The 26,997-nt window shown below is 35.7% G+C and carries 34 protein-coding genes and 4 pseudogenes; 33 read left to right on the top strand and 5 right to left on the bottom strand.

The genetic code is table 11. The annotated features are described in order from the left end of the window. The first annotated feature begins 102 nt into the window (after positions 1-102). The 5 genes from JCM19034_RS12995 to JCM19034_RS12975 all read left to right on the top strand — a co-directional run bounded on the left by JCM19034_RS12995 (position 103) and on the right by JCM19034_RS12975 (position 3,423). A complete protein-coding gene (locus JCM19034_RS12995) occupies positions 103-360 on the top strand; it encodes a hypothetical protein (RefSeq protein WP_062050357.1) in 258 nt (85 codons plus the stop codon). 23 nt (positions 361-383) lie between these two features. Next, positions 384-1,451, top strand: a complete 1,068-nt coding sequence (locus tag JCM19034_RS12990) for a hypothetical protein (protein ID WP_062050355.1) — start codon at positions 384-386, stop codon at positions 1,449-1,451. 54 nt (positions 1,452-1,505) lie between these two features. Next, a complete protein-coding gene (locus JCM19034_RS12985; protein ID WP_062050353.1) occupies positions 1,506-2,366 on the top strand; it encodes a hypothetical protein in 861 nt (286 codons plus the stop codon). A gap of 49 nt (positions 2,367-2,415) precedes the next feature. Next, positions 2,416-2,748, top strand: coding sequence for a hypothetical protein (locus JCM19034_RS12980; protein ID WP_231686950.1), 333 nt, complete (start codon positions 2,416-2,418; stop codon positions 2,746-2,748). A gap of 129 nt (positions 2,749-2,877) precedes the next feature. After that, positions 2,878-3,423 (top strand): hypothetical protein, encoded by a 546-nt coding sequence (locus tag JCM19034_RS12975; RefSeq protein ID WP_197276405.1) that lies wholly within the window; start codon positions 2,878-2,880, stop codon positions 3,421-3,423. 174 nt (positions 3,424-3,597) lie between these two features. Here JCM19034_RS12975 and JCM19034_RS12970 read toward each other — a convergent pair whose 3' ends face one another. Both JCM19034_RS12970 and JCM19034_RS12965 read right to left on the bottom strand, forming a co-directional pair. After that, positions 3,598-3,948: a hypothetical protein gene (locus JCM19034_RS12970; protein ID WP_062050348.1), complete on the bottom strand. Its 351-nt coding sequence runs from the start codon at positions 3,946-3,948 to the stop codon at positions 3,598-3,600. Further along, complete coding sequence (locus JCM19034_RS12965; protein WP_062050346.1) at positions 3,938-4,177, bottom strand: helix-turn-helix transcriptional regulator; 240 nt, start codon at positions 4,175-4,177, stop codon at positions 3,938-3,940. The genes JCM19034_RS12970 and JCM19034_RS12965 overlap by 11 nt, the downstream gene beginning before the upstream one ends. A 279-nt stretch (positions 4,178-4,456) precedes the next feature. Between JCM19034_RS12965 and JCM19034_RS12960 the strand changes: the two genes are divergently transcribed. Next, positions 4,457-4,963, top strand: a complete 507-nt coding sequence (locus tag JCM19034_RS12960; protein ID WP_062050344.1) for a MepB family protein — start codon at positions 4,457-4,459, stop codon at positions 4,961-4,963. A gap of 101 nt (positions 4,964-5,064) precedes the next feature. Here the strand turns inward: JCM19034_RS12960 and JCM19034_RS12955 are convergent, their stop codons facing one another. Continuing rightward, a complete protein-coding gene (locus JCM19034_RS12955) occupies positions 5,065-6,069 on the bottom strand; it encodes a DUF3231 family protein (protein ID WP_062050342.1) in 1,005 nt (334 codons plus the stop codon). Between the two features lie 586 nt (positions 6,070-6,655). Between JCM19034_RS12955 and JCM19034_RS12950 the strand changes: the two genes are divergently transcribed. Further along, entirely contained in the window at positions 6,656-6,868 is a 213-nt protein-coding gene (locus JCM19034_RS12950) for a hypothetical protein (protein WP_062050340.1), read from the top strand. A gap of 108 nt (positions 6,869-6,976) precedes the next feature. Here the strand turns inward: JCM19034_RS12950 and JCM19034_RS25095 are convergent, their stop codons facing one another. Then, the gene (locus JCM19034_RS25095) at positions 6,977-7,174 is read right to left on the bottom strand and encodes a LysM peptidoglycan-binding domain-containing protein (protein ID WP_062050338.1); all 198 of its coding nucleotides are present in this window, start codon (positions 7,172-7,174) and stop codon (positions 6,977-6,979) included. Positions 7,175-7,393: 219 nt separating this feature from the next. Here JCM19034_RS25095 and JCM19034_RS12940 point away from each other — a divergent pair, with 219 nt between their 5' ends. The 22 genes and pseudogenes from JCM19034_RS12940 to JCM19034_RS12835 all read left to right on the top strand — a co-directional run bounded on the left by JCM19034_RS12940 (position 7,394) and on the right by JCM19034_RS12835 (position 23,532). Next, complete coding sequence (locus tag JCM19034_RS12940) at positions 7,394-8,164, top strand: hypothetical protein (RefSeq protein ID WP_062050336.1); 771 nt, start codon at positions 7,394-7,396, stop codon at positions 8,162-8,164. Positions 8,165-8,636: 472 nt separating this feature from the next. Beyond that, positions 8,637-9,413: a PhzF family phenazine biosynthesis protein gene (locus JCM19034_RS12935; protein WP_062050334.1), complete on the top strand. Its 777-nt coding sequence runs from the start codon at positions 8,637-8,639 to the stop codon at positions 9,411-9,413. Between the two features lie 237 nt (positions 9,414-9,650). Then, complete coding sequence (locus JCM19034_RS12930; protein WP_062050332.1) at positions 9,651-9,833, top strand: hypothetical protein; 183 nt, start codon at positions 9,651-9,653, stop codon at positions 9,831-9,833. Between the two features lie 2 nt (positions 9,834-9,835). Further along, a complete protein-coding gene (locus JCM19034_RS21090) occupies positions 9,836-10,201 on the top strand; it encodes an NAD(P)H-dependent oxidoreductase (RefSeq protein ID WP_082394048.1) in 366 nt (121 codons plus the stop codon). Between the two features lie 106 nt (positions 10,202-10,307). Continuing rightward, positions 10,308-10,664, top strand: coding sequence for an HD domain-containing protein (locus tag JCM19034_RS23305; protein WP_231686949.1), 357 nt, complete (start codon positions 10,308-10,310; stop codon positions 10,662-10,664). Positions 10,665-10,685: 21 nt separating this feature from the next. Then, entirely contained in the window at positions 10,686-10,934 is a 249-nt protein-coding gene (locus tag JCM19034_RS23300; RefSeq protein WP_231686948.1) for a hypothetical protein, read from the top strand. Further along, positions 10,928-11,281, top strand: a complete 354-nt coding sequence (locus JCM19034_RS23295; protein ID WP_231686947.1) for a hypothetical protein — start codon at positions 10,928-10,930, stop codon at positions 11,279-11,281. The genes JCM19034_RS23300 and JCM19034_RS23295 overlap by 7 nt, the downstream gene beginning before the upstream one ends. Before the next feature lie 118 nt (positions 11,282-11,399). After that, positions 11,400-12,401, top strand: a complete 1,002-nt coding sequence (locus JCM19034_RS12915) for a T7SS effector LXG polymorphic toxin (protein WP_082394046.1) — start codon at positions 11,400-11,402, stop codon at positions 12,399-12,401. Between the two features lie 5 nt (positions 12,402-12,406). After that, positions 12,407-12,748, top strand: coding sequence for a hypothetical protein (locus tag JCM19034_RS12910; protein WP_062050327.1), 342 nt, complete (start codon positions 12,407-12,409; stop codon positions 12,746-12,748). A 116-nt stretch (positions 12,749-12,864) separates the two neighbouring features. Next, a complete protein-coding gene (locus JCM19034_RS22310) occupies positions 12,865-13,659 on the top strand; it encodes a hypothetical protein (RefSeq protein WP_197276410.1) in 795 nt (264 codons plus the stop codon). A gap of 14 nt (positions 13,660-13,673) precedes the next feature. Further along, a complete protein-coding gene (locus JCM19034_RS12900; protein ID WP_062050326.1) occupies positions 13,674-14,135 on the top strand; it encodes an Imm30 family immunity protein in 462 nt (153 codons plus the stop codon). Between the two features lie 190 nt (positions 14,136-14,325). Continuing rightward, positions 14,326-15,446, top strand: a protein-coding gene (locus JCM19034_RS12890) for an IS3 family transposase (protein WP_156323978.1) whose coding sequence is annotated in 2 segments (ribosomal slippage) — positions 14,326-14,575 and positions 14,575-15,446 — 1,122 coding nt in all. Because the reading frame shifts where the segments join, the coding sequence is not laid out codon by codon here. Between the two features lie 27 nt (positions 15,447-15,473). Continuing rightward, positions 15,474-15,776: pseudogene (locus JCM19034_RS21085) on the top strand (SMI1/KNR4 family protein); the annotation flags it as partial. A gap of 375 nt (positions 15,777-16,151) precedes the next feature. Beyond that, positions 16,152-17,255, top strand: a complete 1,104-nt coding sequence (locus JCM19034_RS12885) for an HNH endonuclease (protein WP_231686946.1) — start codon at positions 16,152-16,154, stop codon at positions 17,253-17,255. A 14-nt stretch (positions 17,256-17,269) separates the two neighbouring features. Further along, a complete protein-coding gene (locus JCM19034_RS12880) occupies positions 17,270-17,719 on the top strand; it encodes an SMI1/KNR4 family protein (protein ID WP_062050322.1) in 450 nt (149 codons plus the stop codon). Positions 17,720-18,403: 684 nt separating this feature from the next. Continuing rightward, positions 18,404-19,174 (top strand): annotated as a pseudogene (locus JCM19034_RS12875) (recombinase family protein). 158 nt (positions 19,175-19,332) lie between these two features. After that, positions 19,333-20,566: pseudogene (locus tag JCM19034_RS21080) on the top strand (IS110 family transposase). 139 nt (positions 20,567-20,705) lie between these two features. Then, complete coding sequence (locus JCM19034_RS12860; protein WP_197276409.1) at positions 20,706-20,990, top strand: hypothetical protein; 285 nt, start codon at positions 20,706-20,708, stop codon at positions 20,988-20,990. A gap of 48 nt (positions 20,991-21,038) precedes the next feature. Beyond that, positions 21,039-21,509: an Imm30 family immunity protein gene (locus JCM19034_RS12855; RefSeq protein ID WP_231686945.1), complete on the top strand. Its 471-nt coding sequence runs from the start codon at positions 21,039-21,041 to the stop codon at positions 21,507-21,509. Positions 21,510-22,185: 676 nt separating this feature from the next. Then, complete coding sequence (locus JCM19034_RS12845; protein ID WP_062050315.1) at positions 22,186-22,536, top strand: hypothetical protein; 351 nt, start codon at positions 22,186-22,188, stop codon at positions 22,534-22,536. 17 nt (positions 22,537-22,553) lie between these two features. Continuing rightward, positions 22,554-23,171, top strand: a complete 618-nt coding sequence (locus JCM19034_RS12840; protein WP_231686944.1) for a hypothetical protein — start codon at positions 22,554-22,556, stop codon at positions 23,169-23,171. Positions 23,172-23,184: 13 nt separating this feature from the next. After that, positions 23,185-23,532: a hypothetical protein gene (locus JCM19034_RS12835; RefSeq protein WP_062050311.1), complete on the top strand. Its 348-nt coding sequence runs from the start codon at positions 23,185-23,187 to the stop codon at positions 23,530-23,532. A 402-nt stretch (positions 23,533-23,934) separates the two neighbouring features. Here the strand turns inward: JCM19034_RS12835 and JCM19034_RS12830 are convergent, their stop codons facing one another. Then, complete coding sequence (locus JCM19034_RS12830; RefSeq protein ID WP_026906918.1) at positions 23,935-24,135, bottom strand: helix-turn-helix transcriptional regulator; 201 nt, start codon at positions 24,133-24,135, stop codon at positions 23,935-23,937. A gap of 166 nt (positions 24,136-24,301) precedes the next feature. Here JCM19034_RS12830 and JCM19034_RS12825 point away from each other — a divergent pair. From JCM19034_RS12825 to JCM19034_RS25090, 4 genes and pseudogenes are all read left to right on the top strand, one after another. Next, positions 24,302-25,077 (top strand): annotated as a pseudogene (locus JCM19034_RS12825) (recombinase family protein). A gap of 130 nt (positions 25,078-25,207) precedes the next feature. Continuing rightward, positions 25,208-26,443: an IS110 family transposase gene (locus tag JCM19034_RS12820; protein WP_370621993.1), complete on the top strand. Its 1,236-nt coding sequence runs from the start codon at positions 25,208-25,210 to the stop codon at positions 26,441-26,443. Positions 26,444-26,689: 246 nt separating this feature from the next. Next, positions 26,690-26,899 carry a hypothetical protein gene (locus JCM19034_RS22305; RefSeq protein ID WP_197276403.1) on the top strand — a complete coding sequence of 70 codons (210 nt, stop codon included), beginning with the start codon at positions 26,690-26,692 and terminating at the stop codon, positions 26,897-26,899. A gap of 13 nt (positions 26,900-26,912) precedes the next feature. After that, positions 26,913-26,997 (top strand): Imm70 family immunity protein (locus JCM19034_RS25090; protein WP_370621991.1); only part of this gene is annotated, 85 nt, incomplete at its 3' end.

Below are 26,997 nucleotides of genomic sequence, written 5' to 3'. Positions count from 1 at the left end.
GTTAACAATGATGATGTAGATCCTGTATTCGAAGAGGAAGTATTAATAGAAAAGAAAATAGTACCAGTTTCTTATGAATTAGCTTTTCAATTTGCAAGTGAGATGATCTCTCCAGAGACAGAAAAGGTAATAGGAAATTATTTCCCAGAACTAATCGATGATAAGGTCAACGAAGTTAAAAAAATCCAAAAGAAAATCTATATATCTGAAAAGGCTAACTGGTATTTAGAGATGATGATAACAGAAAATACCGACACGAACAGCAGTATGATTGAGAAGTTAATTGTCAAAGAGTATCAAAGACTTTATTCTAAAGGAATCATGACGAGAGATCCCTATTTCGAAATGGAAGATTCATAAAAAAAAGTAGGAGTGAAATTGATATGAAAACAACCGTGAAGGATTTTATTTTAAATAACATGACAGATGTACATTTTGAAAGATTAGTTAATATGTTAGTAATAGAAAATGAAAGAATTTATTATTCTGAGATGGCTGATACAATAACCGAATACGTAAATAAGCAAGAAAGTAGTTACAAAAAGAACAATACATTTGAAATAGTAAATCAAATTAAAATGCTAACAGAACAAAATTTAATTGAATTCTTAGTTCCAACTACGAATGATTTAAATGATTCTCGGCCACTTGAGGCACTATTAACTCATCGATTAGCGAAGAAGTCAAAAGATGTGGATCCTATTATCGAAACTCCTAACGTTTCGATAACTGTTAACTCAAGTAATGATTTAGAACCTGAGCTTGATATTTCAGATATTGATTTAGAACCTGAGCTTCATTGTGAGCCACAAAATGTTAAGGATTTAAAGGCAAAGCCTATTTACTTTACTGATATAAAATTTGCCTTTCTTTCTAATAAAAAGGAGGATAATGACAGTCATTATATCAAAGCTAATGAAGTGAATATGATGAATTATCAAGAATATGTTTCCCAACAAAAAAAGAGAGTTGCCTTAGGATTGTCAAACTTTATATATGAAATGTTACATTTTAACTCAGAATATAAATTAATGAATGATTTCAAGTCATTTTCTCATGAAGAATCACATGTGAAAATAGTAAACAACGATAGCGTCGATGATCCTATTTATGATGTCCATATTCTTGTTGACAATAGAACTCGATACATACCTAAAAATGAACTTAAATATTATTATGATGAAACTGGTATTGAATTTTCAGAAGAACCTCCTGCATTTATAGAATATGATCATTTACAAGAAGACGTCACAATGGGTATGCATCATTACATTTTAGAACCATTCGTATGTTACCTTAATGAAGGAATAACGATTCCAAACTTATCAGAAAAAGAGTTGTATGATTTACTTGAACAATTCATTCATCTATTTACCCATCATGGATTTACAAAGGATGAACAAATAGAATCAATTAGATATTTCGATAAAGAATACCGTATTATTGTATGAGCTATTAATTATAGAAGGATCGATAGTATATTGCTAGAGATAGGAGTGAGGACAATGACTGCTGAAATAGTCGTAATGAATACAGGTGGAATTGCTTTGGCAACAGATAGTGCACTAACGATTAGGGGACAAAAAGTATATAATTCAGCAAACAAGCTATTCCACTTTTCTAAAGAGCATACGATCGGAGTCATGACATATGGATTGAGCTCGATGTTTCATGTTCCGTGGGAAACACTAATAAAAGTATTTGAGAAGAAACTAAACTCTCATGCCTTTGACACTGTAAAAGAATATATGGAAGACTTTTTGCAGTTTCTTAATCAAAACAATTACGATCAATTTATGACTGAAGTGAATGAAGAACGCTTTATTGATCAAACACTATATTCTAATCTGAACCGCTTATACGAGGAACTGTCTCACATGAACAAGAGTTTGTACAGTGACTATGGGGAGCTGAGGCTGCAAAATGAAATCCAAGAAATGTATGTACATCAGGCCGATCACTATTTAGCTAAACGAAATCAAATTCTAACAGAAAAAGTATTTCCGAAAGGCTTTGATCAAAGTGATTATGATCAATTATTTGAAAAGTATGAAAACAGAGTAGTAGAATTGATACAAAATAAATTTGAAGATCATCTTTACATAGAAGAATGGTTAGATACGATAAAAGATCTAATGATCCAATCATTGATAAAGGATTTCTCCAATAATTATTCTGGAATTGTATTTGCTGGATATGGAAAGAAAGAAATTTTTCCATCGCTCTATTTAATCATTATAGACGGTAAAATTAATAATAAAACAAAGTATTTCATTAGAAAAAAACGGTTAACCATACAACTCATGCGGTCATCCTTCCTTTGCGCAAAGAGATATGATAAGAAGTTTCCTAGATGGCATTCATGAGGAAGTGGAAGACTTTATATCTACGGAGCTCAAAAACGAATTTTCTTTGTTGCCAAACATATTGGTTGAACATGTAAAAGACAATCTGAAAGAGGGGGTAGATGTAGCATTAGTAGAATCGGAAATGTCGAATGCACTTATGCAAGTATATGATCAATATCAGAAAAAGCTATCTGATTTCAAACGGGAACAATTTATCTATCCTATCTTAGATGTCGTTGAATCGTTGCCTACAAAAGAATTAGCACATATGGCCGAATCGCTGTTAAATGTAGCGTCTTTAAAAAGGAAAATCTCTATTTCAATGGAGACCGTAGGCGGTCCGATTGATGTGGCAATTATCACAAAAGGTGATGGCTTTACGTGGGTTAAGAAGAAGTAGATTAATAAAGTTAGCAGGAGGCTATCAGTGCAATACTTACATGCAATTAAAAATTTGAATAAAAAATATTATATGACTCCATTCCTAATCTTCATCTATATAGGTATGATTTTGATATTGAGGGATCCAGTGAAACGATTCATAGAGTTTGGTAACTATGGAGTAATGGATATCATTCAATTTATTTTGGTTTTATTGTTTTCATATAAATTAATTATAATTAGTATATTCTTTTACCCACATGCTACTTTCTTTATACAAACAACCTGGTTATATAAAAAAGTTTTCGGCAGTACTTGGGGTGTTGTGACATCTGGACTTAGCAAATACTTAAACATTGGCAAAAGTATACCAGATGATTATCACTTTCGTAGTTCCAGTAGATCTTACACTGTAAGCTCTGGATATAAAACAAAACGTGAAAGAGTTAGAGATATGCAGTCTACCTATTTAATTTACCTATTTTTCAAGTTTTTCCTTAAAGATCTTACACTTAGGATGTTTACACATTTTGGGGTATTTGTCATTAGTCCAATATTATTTCTTATTGCTATCCTATCCTTAATAAAAGGGGCATTTAATAAATATAGAGAAATAACATTTATACATAAAATAATCAAGAATAGCGAACAAACGGTACTAGTAGGATGGCTCATGCTAAACATTAGCGACTAAGTTCATCTATTTGAGACCGAAAACACTCACAAAGATAGTTGCAACCATATTTGTGAGTGTGTTTTTTGTTTTGGAAAAAGACTCCATGAAATGAGTTCTACAAAAAAGTTAGTCAGGTACACCCTTGAGCCACTATACTTCTAAATAATTGAAATTACCTGTTTAGTTCTTAAGTTAAAGAAAATCTCTTTTATATCGAACAGCTAGATAAATTCCTGAAGCGAGGAATGCAAGAGAATATTTAAATAAGAAAAAAATTTGCCACATATATTCTTTCGGAAAAATCAAGTCGCACAAAACTATAACACATAACATAATGAGGGAACTTTTTAAAGATATTTGCATTGTTCTTTCGTCAGCTTTCCCCATTTTTTTATGAAATACGTATGCTAAAGTCCCTCCGATGATAAGCAATACAAAACCGCTACCGATGAGAATATTCCAATTTCCCGCAGATTGTTCAGCCCACGACCTTAAAGAGTGAAAAATTGCATCATAGATATTTGAGATAAGCTTAATTTCCATTTTGATCATTTCCTTTCACATAAGTAAATATGTCGTTTACATCAACATTAAAAAATTGTGCAATTCGAAAAGCTAACAGCAAAGTCGGAACATAATTTCCTTTTTCCATTACGAAGATGGTTTGTTTGGAAACTCCAACTTTCTCTGCTAATTCTTGCTGAGACATTCTGGCAAGTACACGATATTCATAAACCTTATTTGATATCGAATCACCAAAATCTTTCTTCATGACCATCACCTCTTGAATCGAATTATAAACTTTTTTTTAATAAAAGTAAAGTATACTTATACAGATGTATTAATTATATTTACTTTTGCTTAGATTACTTTAATTTAATAAGAGACAGAATGCAGAAGGAACAAGTTTGGGTGAACATTTCAGGTTGAAATTTCTTATTGAAGTAAATGGCAGGATAGTTCAGTCGCTTTATTTAGGTATTGTGTTAAGATTAGGATAACTCTAGATTTGAGAGGCATTGGATGTAGTTGAAAATAAGGGGTAAAAGTAATGAATGAATTTTATAAGGCGTTAACATATGTAAATAAAAATTTCTATGAGCCAAATCACTTCATTATAAATGCAATCCGAGAAGAAGCTCAAAATTCAGATTATGGGGCGGGTATATTTCAGCTAAATTCTAAATCGGTTAGATTTAGAGTTGCAAAGAAAACACCTATTAAGATAGGACAGTTTGTTGCTTTTTGGGAAAAAGATAGGAATCATAAAAACCAAGCCTATTCGTATGAAAAGGCTACTGATTTATTGGTTGTCAATACGTTTACTAGTAATAACTTTGGACAATTCGTTTTTCCAAAGGGCGTTCTTGCAAAACAAAATATCCTTAAAACAGCCACTACAAAAGGAAAAATGGCAATTAGAGTTTATCCTGGATGGGACAAACCAACTAGCAAACAGGCTATCGAAATACAAAAATGGCAATTAAAATATTTTGTTGAGATGAATAAAACGAATCATTTGCCATTACAAAAACTATTAAAGCTATATTCTAACTAAAATTGGATATCTACTCATAATTGCTCGCTTATTCGCAGGATTTCAATAAACCTTTGGTTAAATATAATACACCTCCCATTAACGAGAGGTGAATTAATTTATTATTTGTCTTTTGCAAGATTCTTTCTATTTGGAGAAAGTGGAGGCTCCTCTAACCACTTATACTGCGTCATTATATTGAACCATTCTTTTGTGACCATCAAGTTTTTTAATATCGTCTTTTCGTATGTGACTACAAGGTCTGCTCGCATAGCGGAAGCAAGTCCGACTCCATGATAGGCTTGTGCAGTTTGCATTAGAAATCCAATATGATACAGCATTAACTTATCTGATAATGGAGAATCCTGAGAAGTTGTGATTTCGGATTCCCAAGACATTGGTACAGGTAAATTATCTTTCTTTAATATATTACTAAGTGCTTGAATTTGGTTATCTGATGTTTTCTGTGAAGATTTCAAAAATTCCCTAACTTCTTTAGATTGAGCAACTTGACTAAATGCAATTGAAAGAGTTTTTTCCAATATCTTCTTTTTCAAATTAAACGAAAGGCTTATAATTTCAGTTGCAGCCAAAGGTCGTTTGTCCCCAAAGTAGCCATCTAAGAATTGTTGACCTGAAATAAATTCAGGAGTTGATTCGGGGTAAAAGTAAGGGTCTCTTTGAAAGTGTCCCTTTTCTAACAGTAATTCTATCGTTTGATGATACATTCTTTTTCCATCATTATTGCACGAATCATAAAAATATCTTAAATCCTTTCTTACAGAGGCGCTAAGTGATGTTTGGTGTCCCAATAAACCATGTAACGTCATAATGTGTAAATAGTGTAAACAAAAAATATCCGAAAACAATCTTTTTGTTCCTTTATTAAGGTCTGAATCAGTAAAACCAATTGGTACAGGAAATCCCTCGTTTTCAATAAAAGTAGATATTTGTTTCTTTTGCTTTTCAAATGTACGAATCGCATCCTCAAAAAGTGTTCTTATTTTTTCATCTTCGATAATGGATACCATGTACTTGTTTATAATATCAACTGCTGTCCCATTAACATATTCTCCCCACAAAGTACCTATTTCAGCAGACGTGAGCTTAAAATCCCCTTTATCCATTAAATCACCTCATAAAGTATATTTTAACTAATTTGGAATGAAATATAATTATTACTATATCGAGGGAATGCAAAGTTTTTAGTCCATATATATGTATGATGTATTAACTAAAAAAGGCAAGAAATGTACTTTGCGTGCAGGTAATCCTTCATGAATATTCAATCCTTAACATTTGAATTAAATCTGTAAATGATATTGTTAAAGAAGAATGCTACTGTAACATCCCCGGTAATTTAGCTTGAGAATCCAAGGTACCTTCCTCCGTATTGAGTTTAGTGTTAAGTAATAACACTAGAGTTAGTATCTAACTGGTGAAAAGAATTATACAGTGAAATTAATCAAAAAATGAGAAGCTGCTTTACGATCCTGAAGTGAAAATCAGTCGGGAGGAAATGACTAAAATTTTGGAGAAGGCTTCCCGTGCTTCTATCCTTAATTCAATTCTCTCTGTGAGCCTTGGTCCTTAAGACCAATGCAAGGAGCTGCCTCTTTGTCATGCATGACGAAGGACAGCTCCTTTTTCTTTTATTGAAGTTATTGACAATCTCCAGCAAGAATAATACCTTCTAAGACAGGAGCACCTGAAGTGCCGGACAACGAATTAATAGGCCGTACTAACACACGCGAGTTTGGCGTAACAGATGCAGCGGTAGGAAGTTCTATTCGGGATGACCAAGTCGGTGGATCTTCGGGAGTAGCAAATAACTGGTTTGTAAAGCTACCAGTCCCAAGAATGACGATTTCACCTGTATACCTGTCAAAGTTACCAAAACCTGAGGCTGCGGTAAGGTTACCATAATGCTTACAGCCTGACCTCCTCTCGGACCAAAATTCACAAAAGCTACGCCACCTGTCCCGAATGGCACTCTCCCTCGGGGCTGTAAAGTTGTACAGCAGGGGTAAGCGATTAAACCGGAACGCAGAGGATGTCTCCGGGGAATAATAAATTAGGATTTGGAATATGGGGATTATTAACTGCCAGTGCTTCCATTCTTACTCTGAACATCTGTGCAATGGTATAGAACGTGTCTCCCGGAACTACGGTATACCGACCCAAAAAACCTTGTGGACAGTTCCTTGGTATTCTTGCTTGCTGTCTAATCATAAATACTGCCTCCCATGTAAAACATTATTTTATATGTTAATTTATGGTATGTGTTAATGTCTAAAATGGGTATTCTTTTTTGAATCATAAATTAACATCACAGCAGTAAAACACGATTCCTTTTTCATAATGACTAAGTACTATATTTATGGTAATGTTTAAATATTAGACCAAATATTTCAAAATTAAAAAATCACATTTATTAAAGGAGAAGAGGAAATGAAAAAAGTAAACACCTCCGATTTACCTTCTAGCATCACTTGTGGTTTGCATATGACAAATAAGGTAGGTATTGCTGAAACAACGGTTGAAGATGAATTAGATAGAGAGGTCATTGCTATAGTGGCAGCGACGAAAGAATTGCAGGAAGAGTACAGGGAGCTGACAGGGGAGAGTGTTGAGATAGACGAAGATCTTATCGCTCAAGAAGAGGCAATACAACAGCAACATCAAGAGGAAATAAAGCAGACATTTGTAGCTTTAGAAGCCTTATCTGCTGAGATTGTAAAATTGGATGAAGAGATTGATAGTGCCAAGGAAAAAGGAGACGAAACCGTTGTAGCTCAGAAGGAGGCACAGTTGAAGCAAAAAGAAGAGCAAGAACGCCAAATTGTAGCTACAAGTATGGGAGTCAGTGGAGTACAATTAAACCTTAACTCAATTGATCTAGCAACAGCATTATCAGAAATTCAATCACAAAGGGCAGCCCTTTTAGAAGACCAATTACAGGACCAGATAGAGAAAGTACAAAATTGGAATGATCGTTTGTCAGACTTAAATGAACAACTTCGCCAAGCTCAAGAGAATGGGGATATAGTGTTAGCGACAGAGTTAAAAGGTCTAATAGATGAAGAAATGAGTAATTATCAATTCGAAATGTTAAGATTACAGTCACTAAGTACTAAACGAAACGAAGCCTTTGAAACTTTGACAAATGTGGTGAGAAAAATGCAGGATTCAAGATCTTCTATTATCGGTAATATGCGTTAAGGGAGATACCGTGGTTTGATGCAGAAGATACCGTGATAATTAGCTACAGCAGTACGGCACCACTAGAGGTGGCTGATGTGCACCTGAGACAGATACGTATCTAGCCACAACGATAAAAATAGTGAACAATATGGCGTGGATGTTATGCATACGACTATGACTAAGAAAACGGTGTTGCTTTTCCATGATGGAAGAGTAGCATTGTTCTTTTTTTCTAGAGATAAGTCGATGAGGTTATATATTTATAATCATCCGAAAGTGTAAGTTGCTTGAAGAACAAAATTATTGTGTGAAAGAGACATAAGAATATTTAGTGGTAACAATCAAATTGAATTTTAATGTTAAGAGCTAGGGGCGTATTTGTAACTGCTACAATAAGGGGACATTTATATTTTTAAATTAGATTGAGTATTTACATAATCTGATGTACACTACCATAAATTTATGAAACTGTAGCACAGGAGGAACTGTTATGAAATATTTTGTAGTCGATGCTTTTGCAGAAAAGGTATTTGAAGGAAACCCAGCAGGAGTATGTATTATGAATGATTGGATTTCAGATGAACTTATGCAAAAAATAGCGATTGAAAATAACCTATCGGAAACAGCTTTTGCAGTTAAAGAAGAAGACTCTTATCGCCTAAGATGGTTTACACCTGGTGGAGAGATTAATCTCTGTGGCCACGCCACGTTAGCATCAGCCTTTATCATTCTAAACTACTATGAAAAGCAATTGGATACCGTTACGTTTCATACTATTAGTGGAGAGTTAACCGTAAGTAAACATGATGAATTATACGAACTGGATTTCCCTTCTATTCCTTCAGAAGAAATTTCTATTACGAATCAAATGATCAGTGCTTTGGGTATTGTGCCAAAAGAAGCCTACGTAAATAGAGATCTTGTTTTCATACTAGAATCTGAGGAAGAAGTGAGAAACGTGAGTCCTGACTTTGCCCAATTAGAAACACTACCAGAAGGATTGGGTGTTTGTGTTACAGCCAAAGGCAATGAATTCGATTTTGTTTCCAGAGCGTTTTTCCCTAAGCTAAAAGTAAACGAAGATCCAGTAACAGGGTCTTTGCATTGTAGCCTTATTCCTTTGTGGGCAAATCGATTAGGAAAAAAAGAGATGGTGGCAAGACAATTATCAAGTAGAGGTGGAACGCTTTATTGTAAACTTGAAGATACACGAGTAAAAATGGCAGGGGGAGCAGTACTTTATTCAATTGCCGAATTAAATATTTAGATACAAGATAGACATTCAATTAGCACAGTCTCCAAAAGAATACAAATAACTAATGAGAAAGTAAGGTCTGGATACTCATTGGTAGACCTACCTGATTACATACATTGGAAGGTTTCTTTACTTTGACGCCTCCTCTAATCGAAATAAACGATTGTTTCTATCGGAATAATCATCTGTAACGATATGAGAGAATCGTGTACCCTATAATTAATGGACGCATAAGGGGGTACGAACGAGATGAAGAATTTGCTTATAATTAATGGCGAAGATTATTACGAGAGAGCAAAGGGGCAATTAAATCAAACGATATCAGATTGTATAAAAGATTGTGCAAACGGAACATTCAATATAGTACAAACCACGATTTCGAAAGGGTATCAGGTGTCTGAAGAAATCGAGAAGTTAGATGGGCTGACGTAGTCATTATCCAGACCCCAATTTATTGGTTTAGTGTACCTGGTATTTTAAAGAAATATATCGATGATGTTTTTATTCCGGATGTATTTTTTGGAAAGGCAAAGGAGTTTGGTCGCGGAGGGAAATGGTGCGATAAGAAATACATGTTATCTGTTACGTGGGGAGCGAGTGAATCAGCGTTTAACGGGACAAAGAGCGACTTTTTAGAAGGATTAAGTGAAGATCAAGTATTGTTCCCTATTCATAAGACCTTTGAATACTGTGGGTTTCACAGAATACCGACCTTCTCCGTTTATTCTTCAATGAAACTGCAAGTATTGGAGCCTTATACTACAAAAATCAAAGACCATTTGCAAACATATCTTATCTGATATGCCTTTACAATAAAAGTGAATAATTGTAACATAAGTCGAGTTAATGTTCATAGAACAGCTAACTCGACTATTTTGAATTAAGGTTTAGTAATTGGGGGAAGTCGTGTTGAATTTTACGGATAAAACGATAGTAAATGAACCTTTGTATCCATTCGTCGAACCACATCCGTGGGAAATGGAACTTTTTCAAAGTAAACCTGTTAGACGTTTAAAGCAATTGGCTCATTTTGGTGCGGGTTCACTGATCTCTCCAGTTGTTCATACGAGATATGAACATACAATTGGAGTTTGGAAGTTGGTATCGATTTTCTTTCCTGATGAGATTTTGTTAAGAGCTGCCGCAATCCTTCATGATGTTGGCCATTTACCGTTCTCTCATTCAGTTGAAAAGACTCTTGGTTTTAACCATCACCGTTTAACAGAGGAATACATAAATGAAGAAGAAATAAGCTCTATCTAACAAAGAGCGGGAATATCCCATTTGGAAATAATAGAGTTACTTAATACTCCATCTGTGATTACTGGTAAAGAAAGTATAGTAGGAATTGATCATCTTGATAGTTTTTTAAGAGATACGTATCTGGCTGGGGAGATAGAATACATACCTAAAAATATATTATCGAAAATGAGTTGTACGTCTAGAGGAATCGATACTGATCAAGCTACTGGGCTGTATCTTTTAAAATTAATTCAAAAAGACCATGAGCTTTTTTATCCCCGATTATGGTAGCAGTAGACAGATTATTAGCGGAAGCAGTAAGGTGTCATTGGAATGAAAGCTCTGATCGTACGGAAAAGAATGAGTTTGTCCGTTTAACAGATTCAGACGTCATAGCAATGCTGAAATCCTCTCAATCCACAGAAGCAACGGAAATTATCCATACATTGCTTTATGAACCATCTAAAATAAATGTCTCGGAGAAAAAAGGGTCCGGGTATCCGATTACAATAAGAAAACTATATAATAGAGAACCACTATGTAAAGGAGAACCATTAACACATCGTTCTGAGGAAGCAAGAACAATCATACAATCATTATCTTCTTTCGGATTTGATCTAGAAGTATCTATCAGTTAAGGCTGTGCATTCAATAATACATCCACTTAGGTACGTTTTATTTTTTGATAGTATCTTTGATTTGTAGTGTTTAAGAAATTAATACTAGGATTATGGTAGAGATTTCCAAGGGTATGACATGATGAATTTCCTATTTAATCCAGTGATTGGCTGGTTTATAATGGAAGAATCATTGTTCTGCTCAGGGGGAAAATCAATGGCAAATGAGAAAGTGAACCTAGCGGAGGTCCTCTCATTTCAACAAGAGCAATCGACACAAACTAGGCAACTCCGACAAGGAATTCATGAGATACAAGCGAGTTTAAGAACTATTCGTAAGATGACGAGCTTTAAAGGTGAAGCAGCTGATGCAGCGAATATGTATTTCGAAGAGCTGCATGGAACTCTTTTAGATGCATTTGAAGGGCTATTTATCCAGTTAGAGAAAAATGTACAAACGCATATCCGCGAGTTTCGAGCTGATGTCGATGCAAGTGAAAAAGCGAAAGTAGAACGGTTGTATATTGATCAACTAGAAAACAAGATAGAGAATACATATACAGATCTTAATCAAGTCATGAGGCAAATCGAGCGAACGATTCAAAGTGTCTCAGACATTACAAGAGCAACAGCACCTCCTACTTTTTCGGTAAAGGATCATTTGAATGAAACGTTAAACGTATCATCGAAATTGACGAGACAGCTTGAAATGTTCTCGAAAAGCGGGAAAAGAGAACGAGCACTTGTCGATCAATCTATCAGAGAGATTGAAACGCTTCTGACAAAGGTTGATAAAAAAACAGGAAAAACACGAACGAGCGATTGGTTTCAATCTAATCTTTCTTCCATTCAATCGTTTGTCGTAGACGCCAAATTATCGCCAGCTTTTTCAACTCTTTTGAATGTGAAAGCTGAAAGTGGTCAAGTGCAGAAAGAAAATGGAAGAACAAACGGAGCACAAGCGTCGTTAAGCTCTCTTGGACTACAAAAGTATGTACAATCAAAGGCAAAAGGTTATAAGATAGGAATAGAAGAACGAGTACTGACTAGATTGCCACTTCTTGGTGTGCTGTTTCACTATCGCCAGAGTCCACATGAGCAACGCTCAACCAGCTCAATGCTGTCGGAGCAGGACTGCTAACGGATGTGCCATACTTTGATGTGAAGCTTAATAGATATCCAATAAAATCACAAGGAACAGCTCATGAGAATTGGTGGCTCAAAACAACGACACATTTAGTCGACCAAGGGAACTGGCTCTTAGATAAGGTCAAAGGCTGGAATATACCAATTATAAACAATCGCATCAATAGAATTGAAACGAACATTGGGATAATTGAAGAAATGATCTTACGAGAGTACCAATTAAAGAAGCCGATCTATGACTTCCTTGCAGGAACTGGTATGGGTATAGGGAGAGCAGGTTTAGATATGGTCTTAGGCCTATGGGAACTGGTCACAGATCCAATCGGTACAATAAAAGCTTAGGTTGAATTTATTCAGCAGGTTGTCCAAGAGCCGGTCATTCTGCTAGAAATAGGCCAGATGTTGGTAGATTCCTTTATGGAAGATGTCATTCATGGAACGAGCTATACGAGAGGCGAGTGGATGGGCTATGCGATTGGATTAATTGGCCTTTCAGCCTTGGAGATAAAGGAGCATCCAAGCTCGGGTCAGCAGGTCGTCTCGCTAACTCCACAAGGAATTCAAATGGACAAAACCAAGCTCCAACTCCGGCAATCACCTCAAGTACGACATTCGGAAACATTCAGTCACAGTTAAAAAATGTTCAAAACCAAGTGGATAGGCGTTTAGAAACAATAAGGGAAATGGCTGCAAGACTTGGACTGAATCAATTCCAAACGTCACCTTTGCCAGTAAACGTGATCTATTCACAAGGGTTGTATCGGAAATTGGATGATCATAATCATGTTCAGTTTAACAGGATTGATGCTGAGGCTAGGGGGAATGGGAATAATAGTAGGAATGATGACAAGGGTATAGATAATCCTTTATTACCTACAGAAGGTAAAGTAGGGACTTTTAAGGAACTTGCAAAACAAGGTACAGCATTTGATAACATTACACCACATCATATGCCTTCTGCTGCTAAGATGAAACAGGCAGGAGCAAAGAGAAGCGATGGTGTTAGTATGAATATGGAACAACCCCATCCTGGAGTAGGTGGTAGGCATAGAGAAACATATACTTATGGTTTAAGTGGTAATAAATTAGAAGAATATTTAAACCTAAGTTACCGTGATGCCCTGACTCATGATATATTGGATGCAAGAAGGATATATATGAAGCAAGGTGTCTACACGCCTGAAATAAGAGCAGGACTATTAAATGCGATTAGAAAGAATAGAGAGTTGTATCCTGAATTATTTAATAAGTAAGTGGGGTGGAGTGTATGGATGTGAAATCAGAATTAAATAAAATCTACACAAATAGACTTTTACAATCTCAAGAAGAAATAGACGCATTTGAAGAAGCATTAGGTAATATCATTGGTTTAGAGGATAAATCAGTTATTACCGAATTATGTATGGGATTTGACGATGATACTGAACAATATGAAGTAATGTTTGGATTAGTACATGGTATAGAGCACCTCTATAAAGAAAATATTGAAGATGGATTATATTTAATTGCTATAGCTGTCCCAAGTGTTATTGATAGGGCAAGAGAATGGATGGAGGTTTTACATTACAGAATTTTAAATCATGAACAAGTAAGAAGAGTATACGGTAATATGCTATCTAAGCTAGATGACAATTCAAAAGAGATAATAATAAACTTACTGAGGGATATAAAAAGTGAAGACCCAGATATGTTTAGCAATTCTGTAGATGAAGTATTAAAAGGAATATAATTAAAACCACCTTAAAGGGCTAAAGACCTTTTATGGTGGTTTTTTAATTTACTACAACCTAGTGCCGAATAAACGACTTATTATTTTCAGAGTGGAGATAAGCCTTGTAAAGCTGGATAGGCTACACTTAGTTGGACAGAATTTTTAAGGTCAAGTAGACTACAATTAATACGATTGAGGAGAATCTATGATGACCAAAAGAAAACGCCGAACATTCAGTGAAGAATTCAAAAAGCAAATCGTACAGCTTCATCAAAGTGGCAAACTACGTAAAGATATTATTCGTGAATATGACTTAACCCCTTCGACTTTTGATAAGTGGGTAGTGCAAAGTCAAAACTCGGGGTCTTTCAAAGAAAAAGATAACCTTACCCCAGAACAGAAAGAGCTATTAGAACTTCGTAAAAGAAACAAGCAATTGGAAATGGAAAATGATATTTTAAAGCAAGCCGCGCTGATCATGGGACGAAAGTAGATGTGATTCGAAGTAACAAACACAAATACTCGGTATCAGCAATGTGTGACGTCCTACAACTCCCAAGAAGTACGTACTATTATGAAGCCAAGATACGACCAACAGAAGATCCGCTAACGAAAGAAGTCACCCGTATCTTTCAAGAAAGTCGTCAAACCTATGGAACTCGAAGGATTAAACAAGAACTAAAAAAGAGTGGACACGTTGTGTCCAGACGACGAATTGGAAAGATCATGAATACGCAAGGGCTTGTCTCTGTCTACACAGTCGCTCAATTCAAACCACATCCTTCAAAACCAAATGAAACTGATCATAAAAATGAACTCAATCGTCATTTCGCACAGGACGAAGAATTAGCTGTCGTTGTCAACGACCTAACCTATGTAAGAGTCGATAAAAAATGGCACTACATATGCTTATTTATTGATCTCTTCAATCGTGAGTTAATAGGTTATAGTACAGGGAAAAACAAGGATGCGCACCTCGTATGCCGAGCATTAGCTTCGATTAAACATGATTTAAACAGGATACAGATGTTTCACACTGATCGTGGAAGTGAATTTAAAAACCAATTAATTGAGGAAGCATTAGAAACGTTCTCTATTCAACGTTCGTTAAGTGTGAAAGGGTGTCCATATGACAATGCGGTCGCAGAGGCAACGTTTAAGGCCATCAAAACTGAATTTGTCAAAGGCAAACACTACGAGAGTTTAGAAGAATTAAATCAAGAATTAAGTGACTATGTTCACTGGTTTAATCATCACCGAATCCACAGTACACTGGGTTATCAAAGACCAGTTGCTTATAAATCAAGACACCTTAAAAATATTGTCTAGTTTTGTGTTGACAGTCCAGGTAATTTCGGAGCACAAGAAATATACGGAATTATTAATGCTGATTTTGAAAATTCATCAGTTCCAGACGCTATATGGTACACTTTAACAGAACGAAGAGAAATTAATCTACCTAATAATCTGCTAGTTATATATGATACTGGGAGTGACGAAATATTTTGTTTAGACTATAATCAACTTGATGATAATGGAGAACCAAAAGTAGTATCTTTTGTACCTGGAGTTGACTTAGAGAGTCAAACATATGAAATAATTGCTAATGACTTTGGTGATTTTTTATTAGACTTAGTTAAGCTAGAAGTATATATTTGAAAAACCTTGATTGGCTATATGCCTTTCAAAGGTTTCTTTTTTATTGGGGGCTATCCAGTGACGAATAGTTCATTCTTTATTCAGAGAATATGAGTAACTCTTGTAAGCCCTATATTATGTTCTTACGAATTATATAGTACGTACAATACCTATAAAACGGATAACCTATTTAATGTATTCTACCTCTTAAAAGTAGTCACAAAATCATCAGCTACCACCATCCATATTCTCCAATACTATACCTTTGCTTTCCCCCTATCTGTTAAATTTTCATGTTTAGACATCATAGGTTACGGGTAATGTTAAGCATTTAGATGATATACCTAGATTAAAAGCATCAATAGAATTGAAACGAACATTGGGATAATTGAAGAAATGATCTTACGAGAGTACCGATTAAAGAAGCCGATCTATGACTTCCTTGCAGGAACTGGTATGGGTATAGGGAGAGCAGGTTTAGATATGGTCTTAGGCCTATGGGAATTTGCCACAGATCCAATCGGTACAATAAAAGCTCAGGTTGAATTTATTCAGCAGGTTGTCCAAGAGCCGGTCATTCTGCTAGAAATAGGCCAGATGTTGGTAGATTCCTTTATGGAAGATGTCATTCATGGAACGAGCTATACGAGAGGCGAGTGGATGGGCTATGCGATTGGACTAATTGGCCTTTCAGCCCTTGGAGATAAAGGAGCATCCAAGCTCGGGTCAGTTGGTCGTCTCGCTAACTCCACAAGGAATTCAAATGGACAAAACCAAGCTCCAACTCCGGCAATCACCTCAAGTACGACAATTGGAAACATTCAGTCACAGTTAAAAAATGTTCAAAACCAAGTGGATAGGCGTTTAGATACAATAAGGGAAGTGGCTGCAAGACTTGGACTGAATCAATTCCAAACGTCACCTTTGCCAGTAAACGTGATCTATTCACAAGGGTTGTATCGGAAATTGGATGATCATAATCATGTTCAGTTTAACAGGATTGATGCTGAGGCTAGAGGGAATGGGAATAATAGTAGGAATGATGACAAGGGTACGGATAAAAGTAATCTAAAAGTCCAATTTACAAAAGAACAACTTGCCACTAAACCATCATATTCTCCTGCACCGGATAAATGGACAAAGAAAGGTGGTACAGTGAAAATTGATGAAGATGGTACTTGGGTATATACAAATAAGAAGGGGCAGACTGTAAGGTATCCTAATGGTTATCCAGACTTCACTGAATATGCACATCCAACTGTTAAGCCGGTAGAAATTGAAATTGCAAGTCCAACCAATCGTCCATTGGATAATAAAAACGCAAATAAAAAGGCGGGATTGAACAAAGATTCTGCCCCACCAGTTGCTTCTTTAAATGAAGCTCCTGAAGGTTATACTTGGCATCATCATCAAGATGGAAAAACAATGATTCTTGTTGATAAAAAGGTTCATAGAGAATTTACTCATGCAGGTGGAGTAAGTATCGTTAACGGAAATTAGTTAGGAGGATATATATGGCGAAAATTTATGGTTCACATGATAATCTTTCGTTAGAACAAATAGAAATATTTGAAAATGAAAATAACATTAAACTAACTGAAAAGTATGTTAATTTTTTACTGAAATGGAACGGGGGAAAAGTGATACCGAATTTATTTATGATATCTAATGAGCAAGGACCAAGTGTTTTGAATGTTTTTTATGGTATTGGCGATATGTATGATAATTTGACAGATTTTATTGAGATAATGGATGAGAGGTTACCGGTAGGATTTATTCCAATAGGAGATGACCCTTCAGGAAATGTTATATGTTTAGGGACAAAGGAACCTTATTACGACAAGATTTATTTTTGGGATCATGAACAAGAACCGGAAGACCCTGATGATATGAGTAACATGTATTTTTTAGCAAACAGTATTGATGAATTCTTAGATAATTTATATGAGGACACTGAAGAATAAAAAGAAGTATTAACAATGAAGAACCTTATACAGCTAATTATAAAGCACTTGATTGTTTAATAAGCAACAAGTGCTTTTTGGTGAGAAATATTATTCTTTTAGATAAACAAAAAAATGCTTATGAAATTCATAACTCATGAAGGTAGTACCATCATGGAGTATTGATTTATATATTTGGATTTTGTGAGAAGTACGATAAACAGTCGAGATGACATTTTAAGTGGCAGGAAGACTTATGATACTGCAAAACCCACAAACTAAAGACAATGACAAAGCTCGTAATGCTAAAGGTGGTAACGATACGGATACATAAAGATAGTGAAGAATAAAAAGTGAAAATTTTTGAGTGTTACAATAAGAATGTGATTTGTTTGAGAATCAAAAGCTCATGATGGTAGTACCATCATGGAGTATCGTTTTAATACTTGGATAGTAAGAAAAGTACGATAATTAGGCGAGATGACATTTTATATGGTAGGGGTAGTTATGACATGGATTGGCTAACAAACTAACGACAATGACAAAGCTCGTGGCGATAACCAATGGGTATTGTGAAAGAGAGTTATTTTATAGCTTGGCTCATTATTTTTGGGTTGTATTTTTACAAGAGAGGGTCGTATAATACTCGCTATTCGTTAAAAAACGTTACGAAAATTACAATTTATGTAACGGGAGGGTGAAAAGTTGAACGTTGTTGGGTATATACGAGTCTCCACTCAAGGGCAAGCAAGAGATGGATATAGTTTGAAATATCAAGAAGATGAAATTAAAGCATATTGTAAAGAGCATGGATTGAAGTTGATACATATTTTAGAGACGAAGGAATTAGTGGCGCAAAACTAAATGAAGAAGCATTCGAAATAGACAGGGTGGGCTTACAGGAGATGTTGGCTCACCTTTCTTCTGTCCAAATTGATAATGTGGTGGTGCTCAATACAAGTCGATTATGGGTCAGATATTGTCAAGCTACTGATTCAACGAGAACTAAAGAAATACGGCTGTGATATTAAAAGCATTGAAGCCATTTTACAGCATTCACAAAAAAGACCCAAACGATTTTTTGGTCAATGGCTTAATGGAGTTATTAGACCAATATCAACGGCTTGAAATATCCCTAAAACTAACGAAAGGTAGAAATAAGAAAGCGAAGGAAGGTGGATATGCAGGCGGAAGGGCAACATTTGGTTACATGAAACAACAAGGTGAAAAAGAACTAAGAATACATAACGGACATGCAGAAGTAGTGAAACGATTGTTTGAACTTAAACAGCTACATAAAAAATGGTCACTGTCTAAGTTGGCAGAAGCATTAAGTGATGAAGGTTATGAAACAACCCAAGGGAAAGCATTTACGAAAGTACAAGTGAAGCGAATATTAGACCGAGAAAGTTTTATCAAGGGATTTACACATACGGACAAATACAAGCCAATGGCAAACATCAAGCAATAATTTAACAAACTAACTTAAAAAAAGCTCGTATTTTCTTATAAGTTACTATGTAGCGATGAAAATGGATAGGCTTTCGTACCAATGCGCACCGATAGGTGAACGCTCGAACTAAGGTTGTCGGCATTTTCATTCAATAATTGACAATTGAATAGGAGGATGAGCCATGCATAAAAAGCAGAAACATATTTATGTGGGTGTAGACTTGCATAAACAACACCATTTGGCAGTGATTATTAATTGTTGGCAAGAGAAACTAGGTGAGATAAAGTTTGAAAATAAACCGTCTGCCTTCTCAACTTTTTTATTGGACATTGATAAACTTATAGATGATGGATTGACACCTGTATTCGGTTTAGAAGATGTGGGTGGTTACGGTAGAGCACTGGCACAATATCTAACGGACCATGGACAAGTTGTAAAAGAGGTTAACCCAGCTCTTTCTTATGCTGAACGAAAAAGCCATGTGACCGTACAAAAAAGTGATAGCTGGGATGCGGAATGTGTGGCTAGAATATTGGTAAGACAACTTAGCCAATTGCCTGACGCTAAACCACATGATTTATTTTGGTCGATACAACAATTGGTCACTAGAAGAAACGCATTGGTGAAAGCTAGAGGTGATTTAAAGAACCAACTGCACATTCAATTGAGCCATCATTACCCGAGCTATAAAAAGTTTTTCTCAGAAGTAGATGGGAAAACGGCATTGGCATTTTGGAAACAATACCCGTCACCTTCAAGTTTAGACGGTGTAAATGTGAAGAAATTGACCACTTTTTTATTAGAAGCCAGTAACAATACATGTTCAGTGAAAAAAGCAAATGATATTGAAGCTAGTGAAAGAGGATGGACATACACAGAAAGAACACCAAGAAACACGAGATTTTCTAGTAAGAAGCATAGTTCGAGACATTTCGTTTAAAAAGAAGGAAATGAACTATGTGGAAGGCGAATTAAAACAGTTAATGAGTTTACTAGACTTTCAACTAAACTCCATGCCAGGAATTGACCTTGTGACAGCTTCGGCATTAATTGCGGAGATAGGTGATGTAAGACGTTTTCCTAATGCCAACAAATTAGCACGATTTGCGGGGATTGCGCCTGTTTACTTTGGCTCTGGTGGGAAAGGCAAGGAACAAAAAAGCAAACAGGGAAATCGGGCGCTACACGCTTTATTTTACAACTTGGCAGTCCAACAAGTGCAAGTAGCAAAAGGAAGTAAACTGCCACGTAACCCAGTGTTTTATGCTTACTACCTATAGAAACTAAAAGAAGGCAAAACAAAGGGACAAGCATTGGTGTGCATAATGAGAAGGCTTGTGAACATTGTTTATGGCATGATGAAACATAAAACAGCCTATAAATTGCCGATAGTACAAGAAAAAGAAGTAGTTTAATAGGGTGGTAAAATGGCTGATTTTTTTATTTTTAGCTTTTAAGATTACAACATAGGGTACGGGTAAAACCTTACTTACTGGAGAAGGGAAAGTTGGAACTTATGAGGAATTAATAGATGCAGGTACACGTGGTGATAATATGACACCACATCACATGCCTTCTAAAAAATATATGGAAACCAATGCAGAGGTTCATAAAGATGATGGGATAAGTATGAACATGGAGCATCCACATCCGGGCAAAGGGGGAAGGCATCGCGAGACAGAAACATATGGATTAACAGGAGAAAAACTTCTGGAATATTTAAATTTGAATCCAAGAGATGCTTTAGCACGAGATATATGGGATGCAAGAAGAATCTATCAAAAAGATGGATTGTATACACCAGAGATTAGAAGCAGTCTTCAGGAAGTAATTGAATAAAACAATGTATCCACAATACTTCGATAAAAAATGAAAGGAGTTTTAATATTGGACATTAATAATCTAACTCAAACATTAATAGATAACCGATTGCTTAGAAATGAAGAAGAGATTTCAGCATTTGAACAAGCTATTTCAAGTGTTCTGGATTTGAAAGACTTGAATCATTTAAGAAATTTATGTTTGGGGTTTCATGATGCAACTGAAAATGATGAGATAATGTTTGGGTTAATTCATGCAATTGAGTCATATGATAACATTTTTGGTTCAGAGCAATCCTTAAAAGAATTGGCAGAATCACTACCTTATATGTTACCCCATGCAAAAGAATGGGCTAAAACCCTTCATAAAAGAATACTTAATCATGAATCTTCTTGCAAAATATACTCGAAAGTGATTTCAACGGCTGATGTTAAAATAAAGAAAATTGTTTTGCAACTAGTAAAAGAAATTAAGGAGAGAAATCCTAAAAGGTTCGAAGCCTCTGTAGGCGAATTTATATTATTTGTAAGTAAATAGAATCTGTTTTTTGAACCTTGATTGGCTTTTGCCTTTCAAGGTTTATTATTGGCTTATGTAATAATCATATTTGAATAAAATAATTATGATAGTATGCAGACATACGAGATTGGTTGCAGTAACAAAGACATAAAGTGACCACACTTACTACTCGATTTATATTTGCACACGAGAATGACCAAGCTCGTAATGCTAAAGGTGGTAACGATACAGGAACATAATGCTAGTGAATAAAAAGACTGATAATAAGGATTTTAGAGTGGGACAAATTATGGAAACTGAACCAGAAAGAGTATGGCAAAATGGCATATTATTTGGCTGGGGTACTTTTAATACTACAAGACCACAAACTAAACAGAATAACAAAGCTCATAATGCTAAAGGTAATTATATAAAGGTGTATTAGCTAAGTAAGGATTATTTAGTGGACATACAATAATTATTTGTTTTGAGAATCAAGAGCTCATCATGGTTGTACCATCAAGGCATTATGTTATAACACTTGAATAGAATGAAAAGTACGATAAACAGGCGAGATGATAACACTTGTAAGCCAGTATAATGCTTTAACAATTATAAAGTACGTACAACACCTATAAAACATCAGTTACCGCCATCTATATTCTCAAATACTATACCTTTGCTTTCCCTGTCTATTAAATTTGCAGGTTTAGATATGGTCTTAGGCCTATGGGAACTGGTCACAGATCCAATCGGTACAATAAAAGCTCAGGTTGAATTTATTCAGCAGGTTGTCCAAGAGCCGGTCATTCTGCTAGAAATAGGCCAGATGTTGGTAGATTCCTTTATGGAAGATGTCATTCATGGAACGAGCTATACGAGAGGCGAGTGGATGGGCTATGCGATTGGATTAATTGGCCTTTCAGCCTTGGAGATAAAGGAGCATCCAAGCTCGGGTCAGTTGGTCGTCTCGCTAACTCCACAAGGAATTCAAATGGACAAAACCAAGCTCCAACTCCGGCAATCACCTCAAGTACGACAATTGGAAACATTCAGTCACAGTTAAAAAATGTTCAAAACCAAGTGGATAGGCGTTTAGATACAATAAGGGAAATGGCTGCAAGACTTGGACTGAATCAATTCCAAACGTCACCTTTGCCAGTAAACGTGATCTATTCACAAGGGTTGTATCGGAAATTGGATGATCATAATCATGTTCAGTTTAACAGGATTGATGCTGAGGCTAGGGGGAATGGGAATAATAGTAGGAATGATGATAAGGGTATAGATAATCCTAAATATAATAAAATCTCTGAAAAGCCTGCAGAAGATGTAAATAAATGGTGGAAGGAAGAAATGGGGTACAGTGAACCTCCCTATAAGACGGGTACACTTACTCAAGAAATCCAGTTAACAGAAAAAAGTACCTTTGTTCGAGTATACGACGGGGAAAATTCCGGTATGTATGGTGGTTGGTTTATGAAAGCTGATGATATTAAGGGACTAACACCGTCGCAAATACAAGATAAATTCGCATTGCCCACAACCCCAAAGTTTGTAGCAAACGTTGAATTAGATGCAGGAACAAGAATACGGACAGGAACTGTAAATCCACTCTTCGGTTTTGAAGGTGGTGGACAACAATTTGATTTAATGGGACAGCGTGTTGGTAATTTTACAAATCCAAGACCTTTACCGTGAAGGAGTGAATAAATTGTCGATAAAGTTTAACCAATATGATAACGAGCTAGTAGTAGAAAATAATAAAATAGTTTTTGAACACGATATACGCTATGTAGTAGAAGTAAATGACAGTTTAATCGTTTTACTTGAAATACCTAACAACACTAGCTACCTGAATAATGTATTTGGAATTAATAAAAATGGGGAAATAAAGTGGCGTATTCAGAATGTTGCTGATGTTTTCCCTGTAAAAAACCAGTTGCCATTTGAAAACCTGATGGTGAATGGTACTGATGTTTTTGTGTCTGACTTTTACGGTAGAAGGTTCTCGTTAAACCCAACTAATGGAGAGATATTTGCAGGTGATGTTGTAAGATAATATCAAGTTTATTTTTGACATCAAGGGATAGTACAAAAAATTACTTAGTAATCGATTTGTTTTGTTTCCTTTTTTAGCTTCATAGAACTTGAAACCTTGAATGGCAATATGCTTTCAAGGTTTTCTTTTTGGTTGGTGGGGCTACCCAGTGACGAATGGTTCATATTTTATGCAGAGAATATGAGTAAACTCTGTATGCCCTCTATGATGTATTAACAAATTCTTTAGACGTACAACACCTATAAAACATATAACCTATTTAATGTATTCTAAATCTTAAAGGTAATCACAAAATCATCAGTTACCACCATCTATATTCTCAAATACTTTACCTTCGCTTTCTCCCTGCCTTTTAAAATTTTTGCAACTTTGACGTACATAGAACGATTACTAGAGTGAGGACTACTCCACCTCGATTAACTCCTGAATGTCGATGTCTAACACTTTGCATACCGTTTCTAATGTTGATAAATAAACCCTGTCTACGTTGTCTGAACACAAATGGCTGATTGTATTTGGTCGCAGCCCTGTCATTCGTGCCAATTCACGTTGTGAAAGGTCACGTTCTTTAAGGATTTCCTTTAGCTTGATTGTAATAGGCATGGTACTTCCCCTCCTCTTATTCATGTTACCTTTTACGATACATCACAAATTTGTATCGGTAAAGGGATTGATTGTATCGCTAAAGCCGCATACAATGAATTTATGATAAATATAGCGTCTAAGCGTTACGCTAATTAGGATTAGCGTAACGGAGGGGGAAAATACCATGAAAGTTATCGGATATATTCGAGTATCTACACAAGGACAAGCAAGAGATGGATACAGTCTTGCTTATCAAGAAGATGAAATCAAGACTTACTGTCAGACTCATGGATACACGCTTTTACGCTTGTTTAAGGACGAAGGTATCAGTGGGGCTAAAGTGGATGAAGAAGCGTTAGAAGTGGACAGATTAGGCTTTCAGGAGATGCTGGAGTATCTCGCTCACCATGAGGTGGATTATGTTGTCACACTGAATACAAGCCGTTTATGGCGGTCAGACATTGTGAAAGTGTTAATTCATCGAGAATTTAAAAAGTATGGAGTAGACATTCGGAGTATTGAACAACCCCAATACAGTATCCATAAGAAAGACCCTAGCGACTTTTTAATCAATGGCTTAATGGAGTTATTAGACCAATATCAACGATTAGAAATCTCTTTGAAGTTAGGGAGAGGGAGAAACAAGAAAGCCCAACAGGGTGGCTATGCAGGTGGAAATGTTGCATTAGGCTATAAAGTGGAAAAAGGTAAGAAAAGCCTTGTCATAGATGATAGGCAAGCAAAAACCGTACAACGAGTGTTTGACTTAAAGGAGCAGTATCCTTCATGGTCATTAACTCAACTAGCGGAACAACTGAATGAGGAAGGTCATCGAACGAAACAAGGAAAGTTGTTTACAAAGTTCAGGTCAAGCGAATTTTGGATAGAAAAGAGTTTTATAGTGGTTTATATCGCTATGGTGAAATAACAGCAGATGGCAAACATCAAGCCATTTTATAACGGTTAACAGATAGATAATGGATAGGCTTTCGTACCCTTGCGAGTCCCTAGAGACTAACGCTCGACCTAAGGTTGCCGACATTCTCTGTCTTGCTTTAATCGTTCCATTCTAATATAGGGGTGAAGTTTTCTGATGAAAAGAGATAAGCATATTTATATAGGATTAGATTTACACAAGTTCCAACATACAGCGGTGATAGTGGATTGCTGGTTTGAGAAGTTAGGAGAAAAGACCATTCAAAACAAACCAACTGCCTTTCCTAGCTTACTAGAATATGTGAATAAGTATCTTACAGAAGGCTTGACCCCTGTATTTGGATTAGAAGATGTGGGCGGTTATGGACGAGACTTAGCGTTGTATCTGATTGAACAAGGGTACATTGTAAAATTCGTTAATTCCTCTTTATCTAATGCAGAACGAAATAGCTATGCCATGACAGTAAAGAATGATAATTGGGACGCTCAATGTGTGGCAGATGTTTTAATTCGTAAATTACCTTATTTACCTGACGCTACACCATCGGATATTCATTGGATAATTTCTCAACTTGTCGGAAGAAGAAATGCTTTAGTGAAAGCACAAACAGCCTTGAAAAACCAACTGCATATGCAATTAAACTATCATTATCCAAGCTACAAGGATTTCTTTTCAGAAGTAGATGGGAAAACCGCTTTAGCCTTTTGGGAAAGCTATCCTTCGCCTTCTCATTTGAAGGGGGCAACAATGGAAGGCTTACGAGCATTCTTACTAGAAGCGAGTAACAACGCTTGTTCAACTAGAAAAGCAGAACAGATATTATCACTTGTTCAAGCTGATGGTGAAGTAAAAAGAGAATATCAGACATCTAGAGATTTTATCATTCAAAGCATGGTTAGAAATATCAGCTATACCAAACAGGAGATTAAGAAGATGGATAAAGAGTTAAAGGTAACCATTCAAAAGCTAGGTATGCAGCTTGAAACTATGCCAGGTATTGATACGGTTACTTCCTCTGCATTAATTGCAGAGATTGGTGACATCCATCGGTTCACAAAATCTGATAAACTCGCAAGATATGCAGGAATTGCCCCTATTAAGATGGGTTCGGGCGGTAAGGAAACGATGAAGAAAACAAAACAAGGTAATCGAAAACTATATGACATCTTTTACAACCTAGCTGTCCAACAAGTCCAAGTATGTAAAGGTAGTAAAATCCCTCGTAATCCTGTGTTTTACGATTATTATAATCGTAAGCTAAATGAAGGAAAGTCTAAGTCACAAGCCCTTCTTTGCATTATGAGAAGATTAGTCAGAATTGTCTATGGTATGATGAGAAATAAAACAGCTTATTTCCTACCTGAAATGCCTGAAACGAAAGTAAGCTAATCAATTTGGGTGGTGGTTGAATAAACTACCATCCTTTCAAAAAGTACATTTTTAGATATTCCTAAGGGTACGGGTAAAACTAGACCATCTTGGAGACAGTCTGAAATTGATGTAGGAAAAGAATATCCTGGATATCGTGACCAAGTATCATATAAGGAAGGTAATGAAGTAAGTCATGGCACTAAAAATAGTTCAAGACCAGATTTTTATATCGATGGTCATAGCATAGAAGTTAAGAATTATAAAGTGACTACATCTTCTGGTAGAAGTAACTTAATAAGAAATGTGTCAAAGCAAATAAATAAGCGGATAAGTGATTTACCTGAACAAACAAAGCAATCTGTTATTATTGATGTTAGGGGTCAAAATGTCTCAAGGGATGATTTAAGAGACATTAAACAAAAAATAAATGAAAGAACAAATGATGTAGCAGAAATAATTTTTAAAATGGATTAGAGGTGAAAGGTAGATGGCAGTAGGAATATTAGTAGATTGTTTTTATTACGAATTAGGTCATAGCGATTTTGTACATTCATTTTTTTCAACAATCTCTT

Source organism: Bacillus sp. JCM 19034, assembly GCF_001310635.1.
In the GTDB taxonomy this organism is placed as follows: domain Bacteria; phylum Bacillota; class Bacilli; order Bacillales; family Bacillaceae_D; genus Halalkalibacter.
The sequence above is the reverse complement of the archived record's forward strand: the minus strand, read 5'-3'. Positions and strand labels throughout refer to the sequence as shown.

Coding starts and splice junctions, on each gene's coding strand:
- JCM19034_RS12960 (WP_062050344.1), top strand. CDS start 4,457: ATGAATGAATTTTATAAGGCGTTAACATATGTAAATAAAAATTTCTAT.
- JCM19034_RS12955 (WP_062050342.1), bottom strand. CDS start 6,069: ATGGATAAAGGGGATTTTAAGCTCACGTCTGCTGAAATAGGTACTTTG.
- JCM19034_RS12930 (WP_062050332.1), top strand. CDS start 9,651: ATGAAGAATTTGCTTATAATTAATGGCGAAGATTATTACGAGAGAGCA.
- JCM19034_RS12915 (WP_082394046.1), top strand. CDS start 11,400: ATGATGAATTTCCTATTTAATCCAGTGATTGGCTGGTTTATAATGGAA.
- JCM19034_RS12995 (WP_062050357.1), top strand. CDS start 103: ATGATCTCTCCAGAGACAGAAAAGGTAATAGGAAATTATTTCCCAGAA.
- JCM19034_RS12985 (WP_062050353.1), top strand. CDS start 1,506: ATGACTGCTGAAATAGTCGTAATGAATACAGGTGGAATTGCTTTGGCA.
- JCM19034_RS12965 (WP_062050346.1), bottom strand. CDS start 4,177: ATGAAGAAAGATTTTGGTGATTCGATATCAAATAAGGTTTATGAATAT.
- JCM19034_RS12935 (WP_062050334.1), top strand. CDS start 8,637: ATGAAATATTTTGTAGTCGATGCTTTTGCAGAAAAGGTATTTGAAGGA.
- JCM19034_RS23295 (WP_231686947.1), top strand. CDS start 10,928: ATGGTAGCAGTAGACAGATTATTAGCGGAAGCAGTAAGGTGTCATTGG.
- JCM19034_RS12900 (WP_062050326.1), top strand. CDS start 13,674: ATGGATGTGAAATCAGAATTAAATAAAATCTACACAAATAGACTTTTA.
- JCM19034_RS12990 (WP_062050355.1), top strand. CDS start 384: ATGAAAACAACCGTGAAGGATTTTATTTTAAATAACATGACAGATGTA.
- JCM19034_RS12880 (WP_062050322.1), top strand. CDS start 17,270: ATGGCGAAAATTTATGGTTCACATGATAATCTTTCGTTAGAACAAATA.
- JCM19034_RS12970 (WP_062050348.1), bottom strand. CDS start 3,948: ATGGAAATTAAGCTTATCTCAAATATCTATGATGCAATTTTTCACTCT.
- JCM19034_RS12830 (WP_026906918.1), bottom strand. CDS start 24,135: ATGCCTATTACAATCAAGCTAAAGGAAATCCTTAAAGAACGTGACCTT.
- JCM19034_RS12940 (WP_062050336.1), top strand. CDS start 7,394: ATGAAAAAAGTAAACACCTCCGATTTACCTTCTAGCATCACTTGTGGT.
- JCM19034_RS12845 (WP_062050315.1), top strand. CDS start 22,186: ATGGTCTTAGGCCTATGGGAACTGGTCACAGATCCAATCGGTACAATA.
- JCM19034_RS12885 (WP_231686946.1), top strand. CDS start 16,152: ATGATCTTACGAGAGTACCGATTAAAGAAGCCGATCTATGACTTCCTT.
- JCM19034_RS12860 (WP_197276409.1), top strand. CDS start 20,706: ATGACACCACATCACATGCCTTCTAAAAAATATATGGAAACCAATGCA.
- JCM19034_RS25095 (WP_062050338.1), bottom strand. CDS start 7,174: ATGATTAGACAGCAAGCAAGAATACCAAGGAACTGTCCACAAGGTTTT.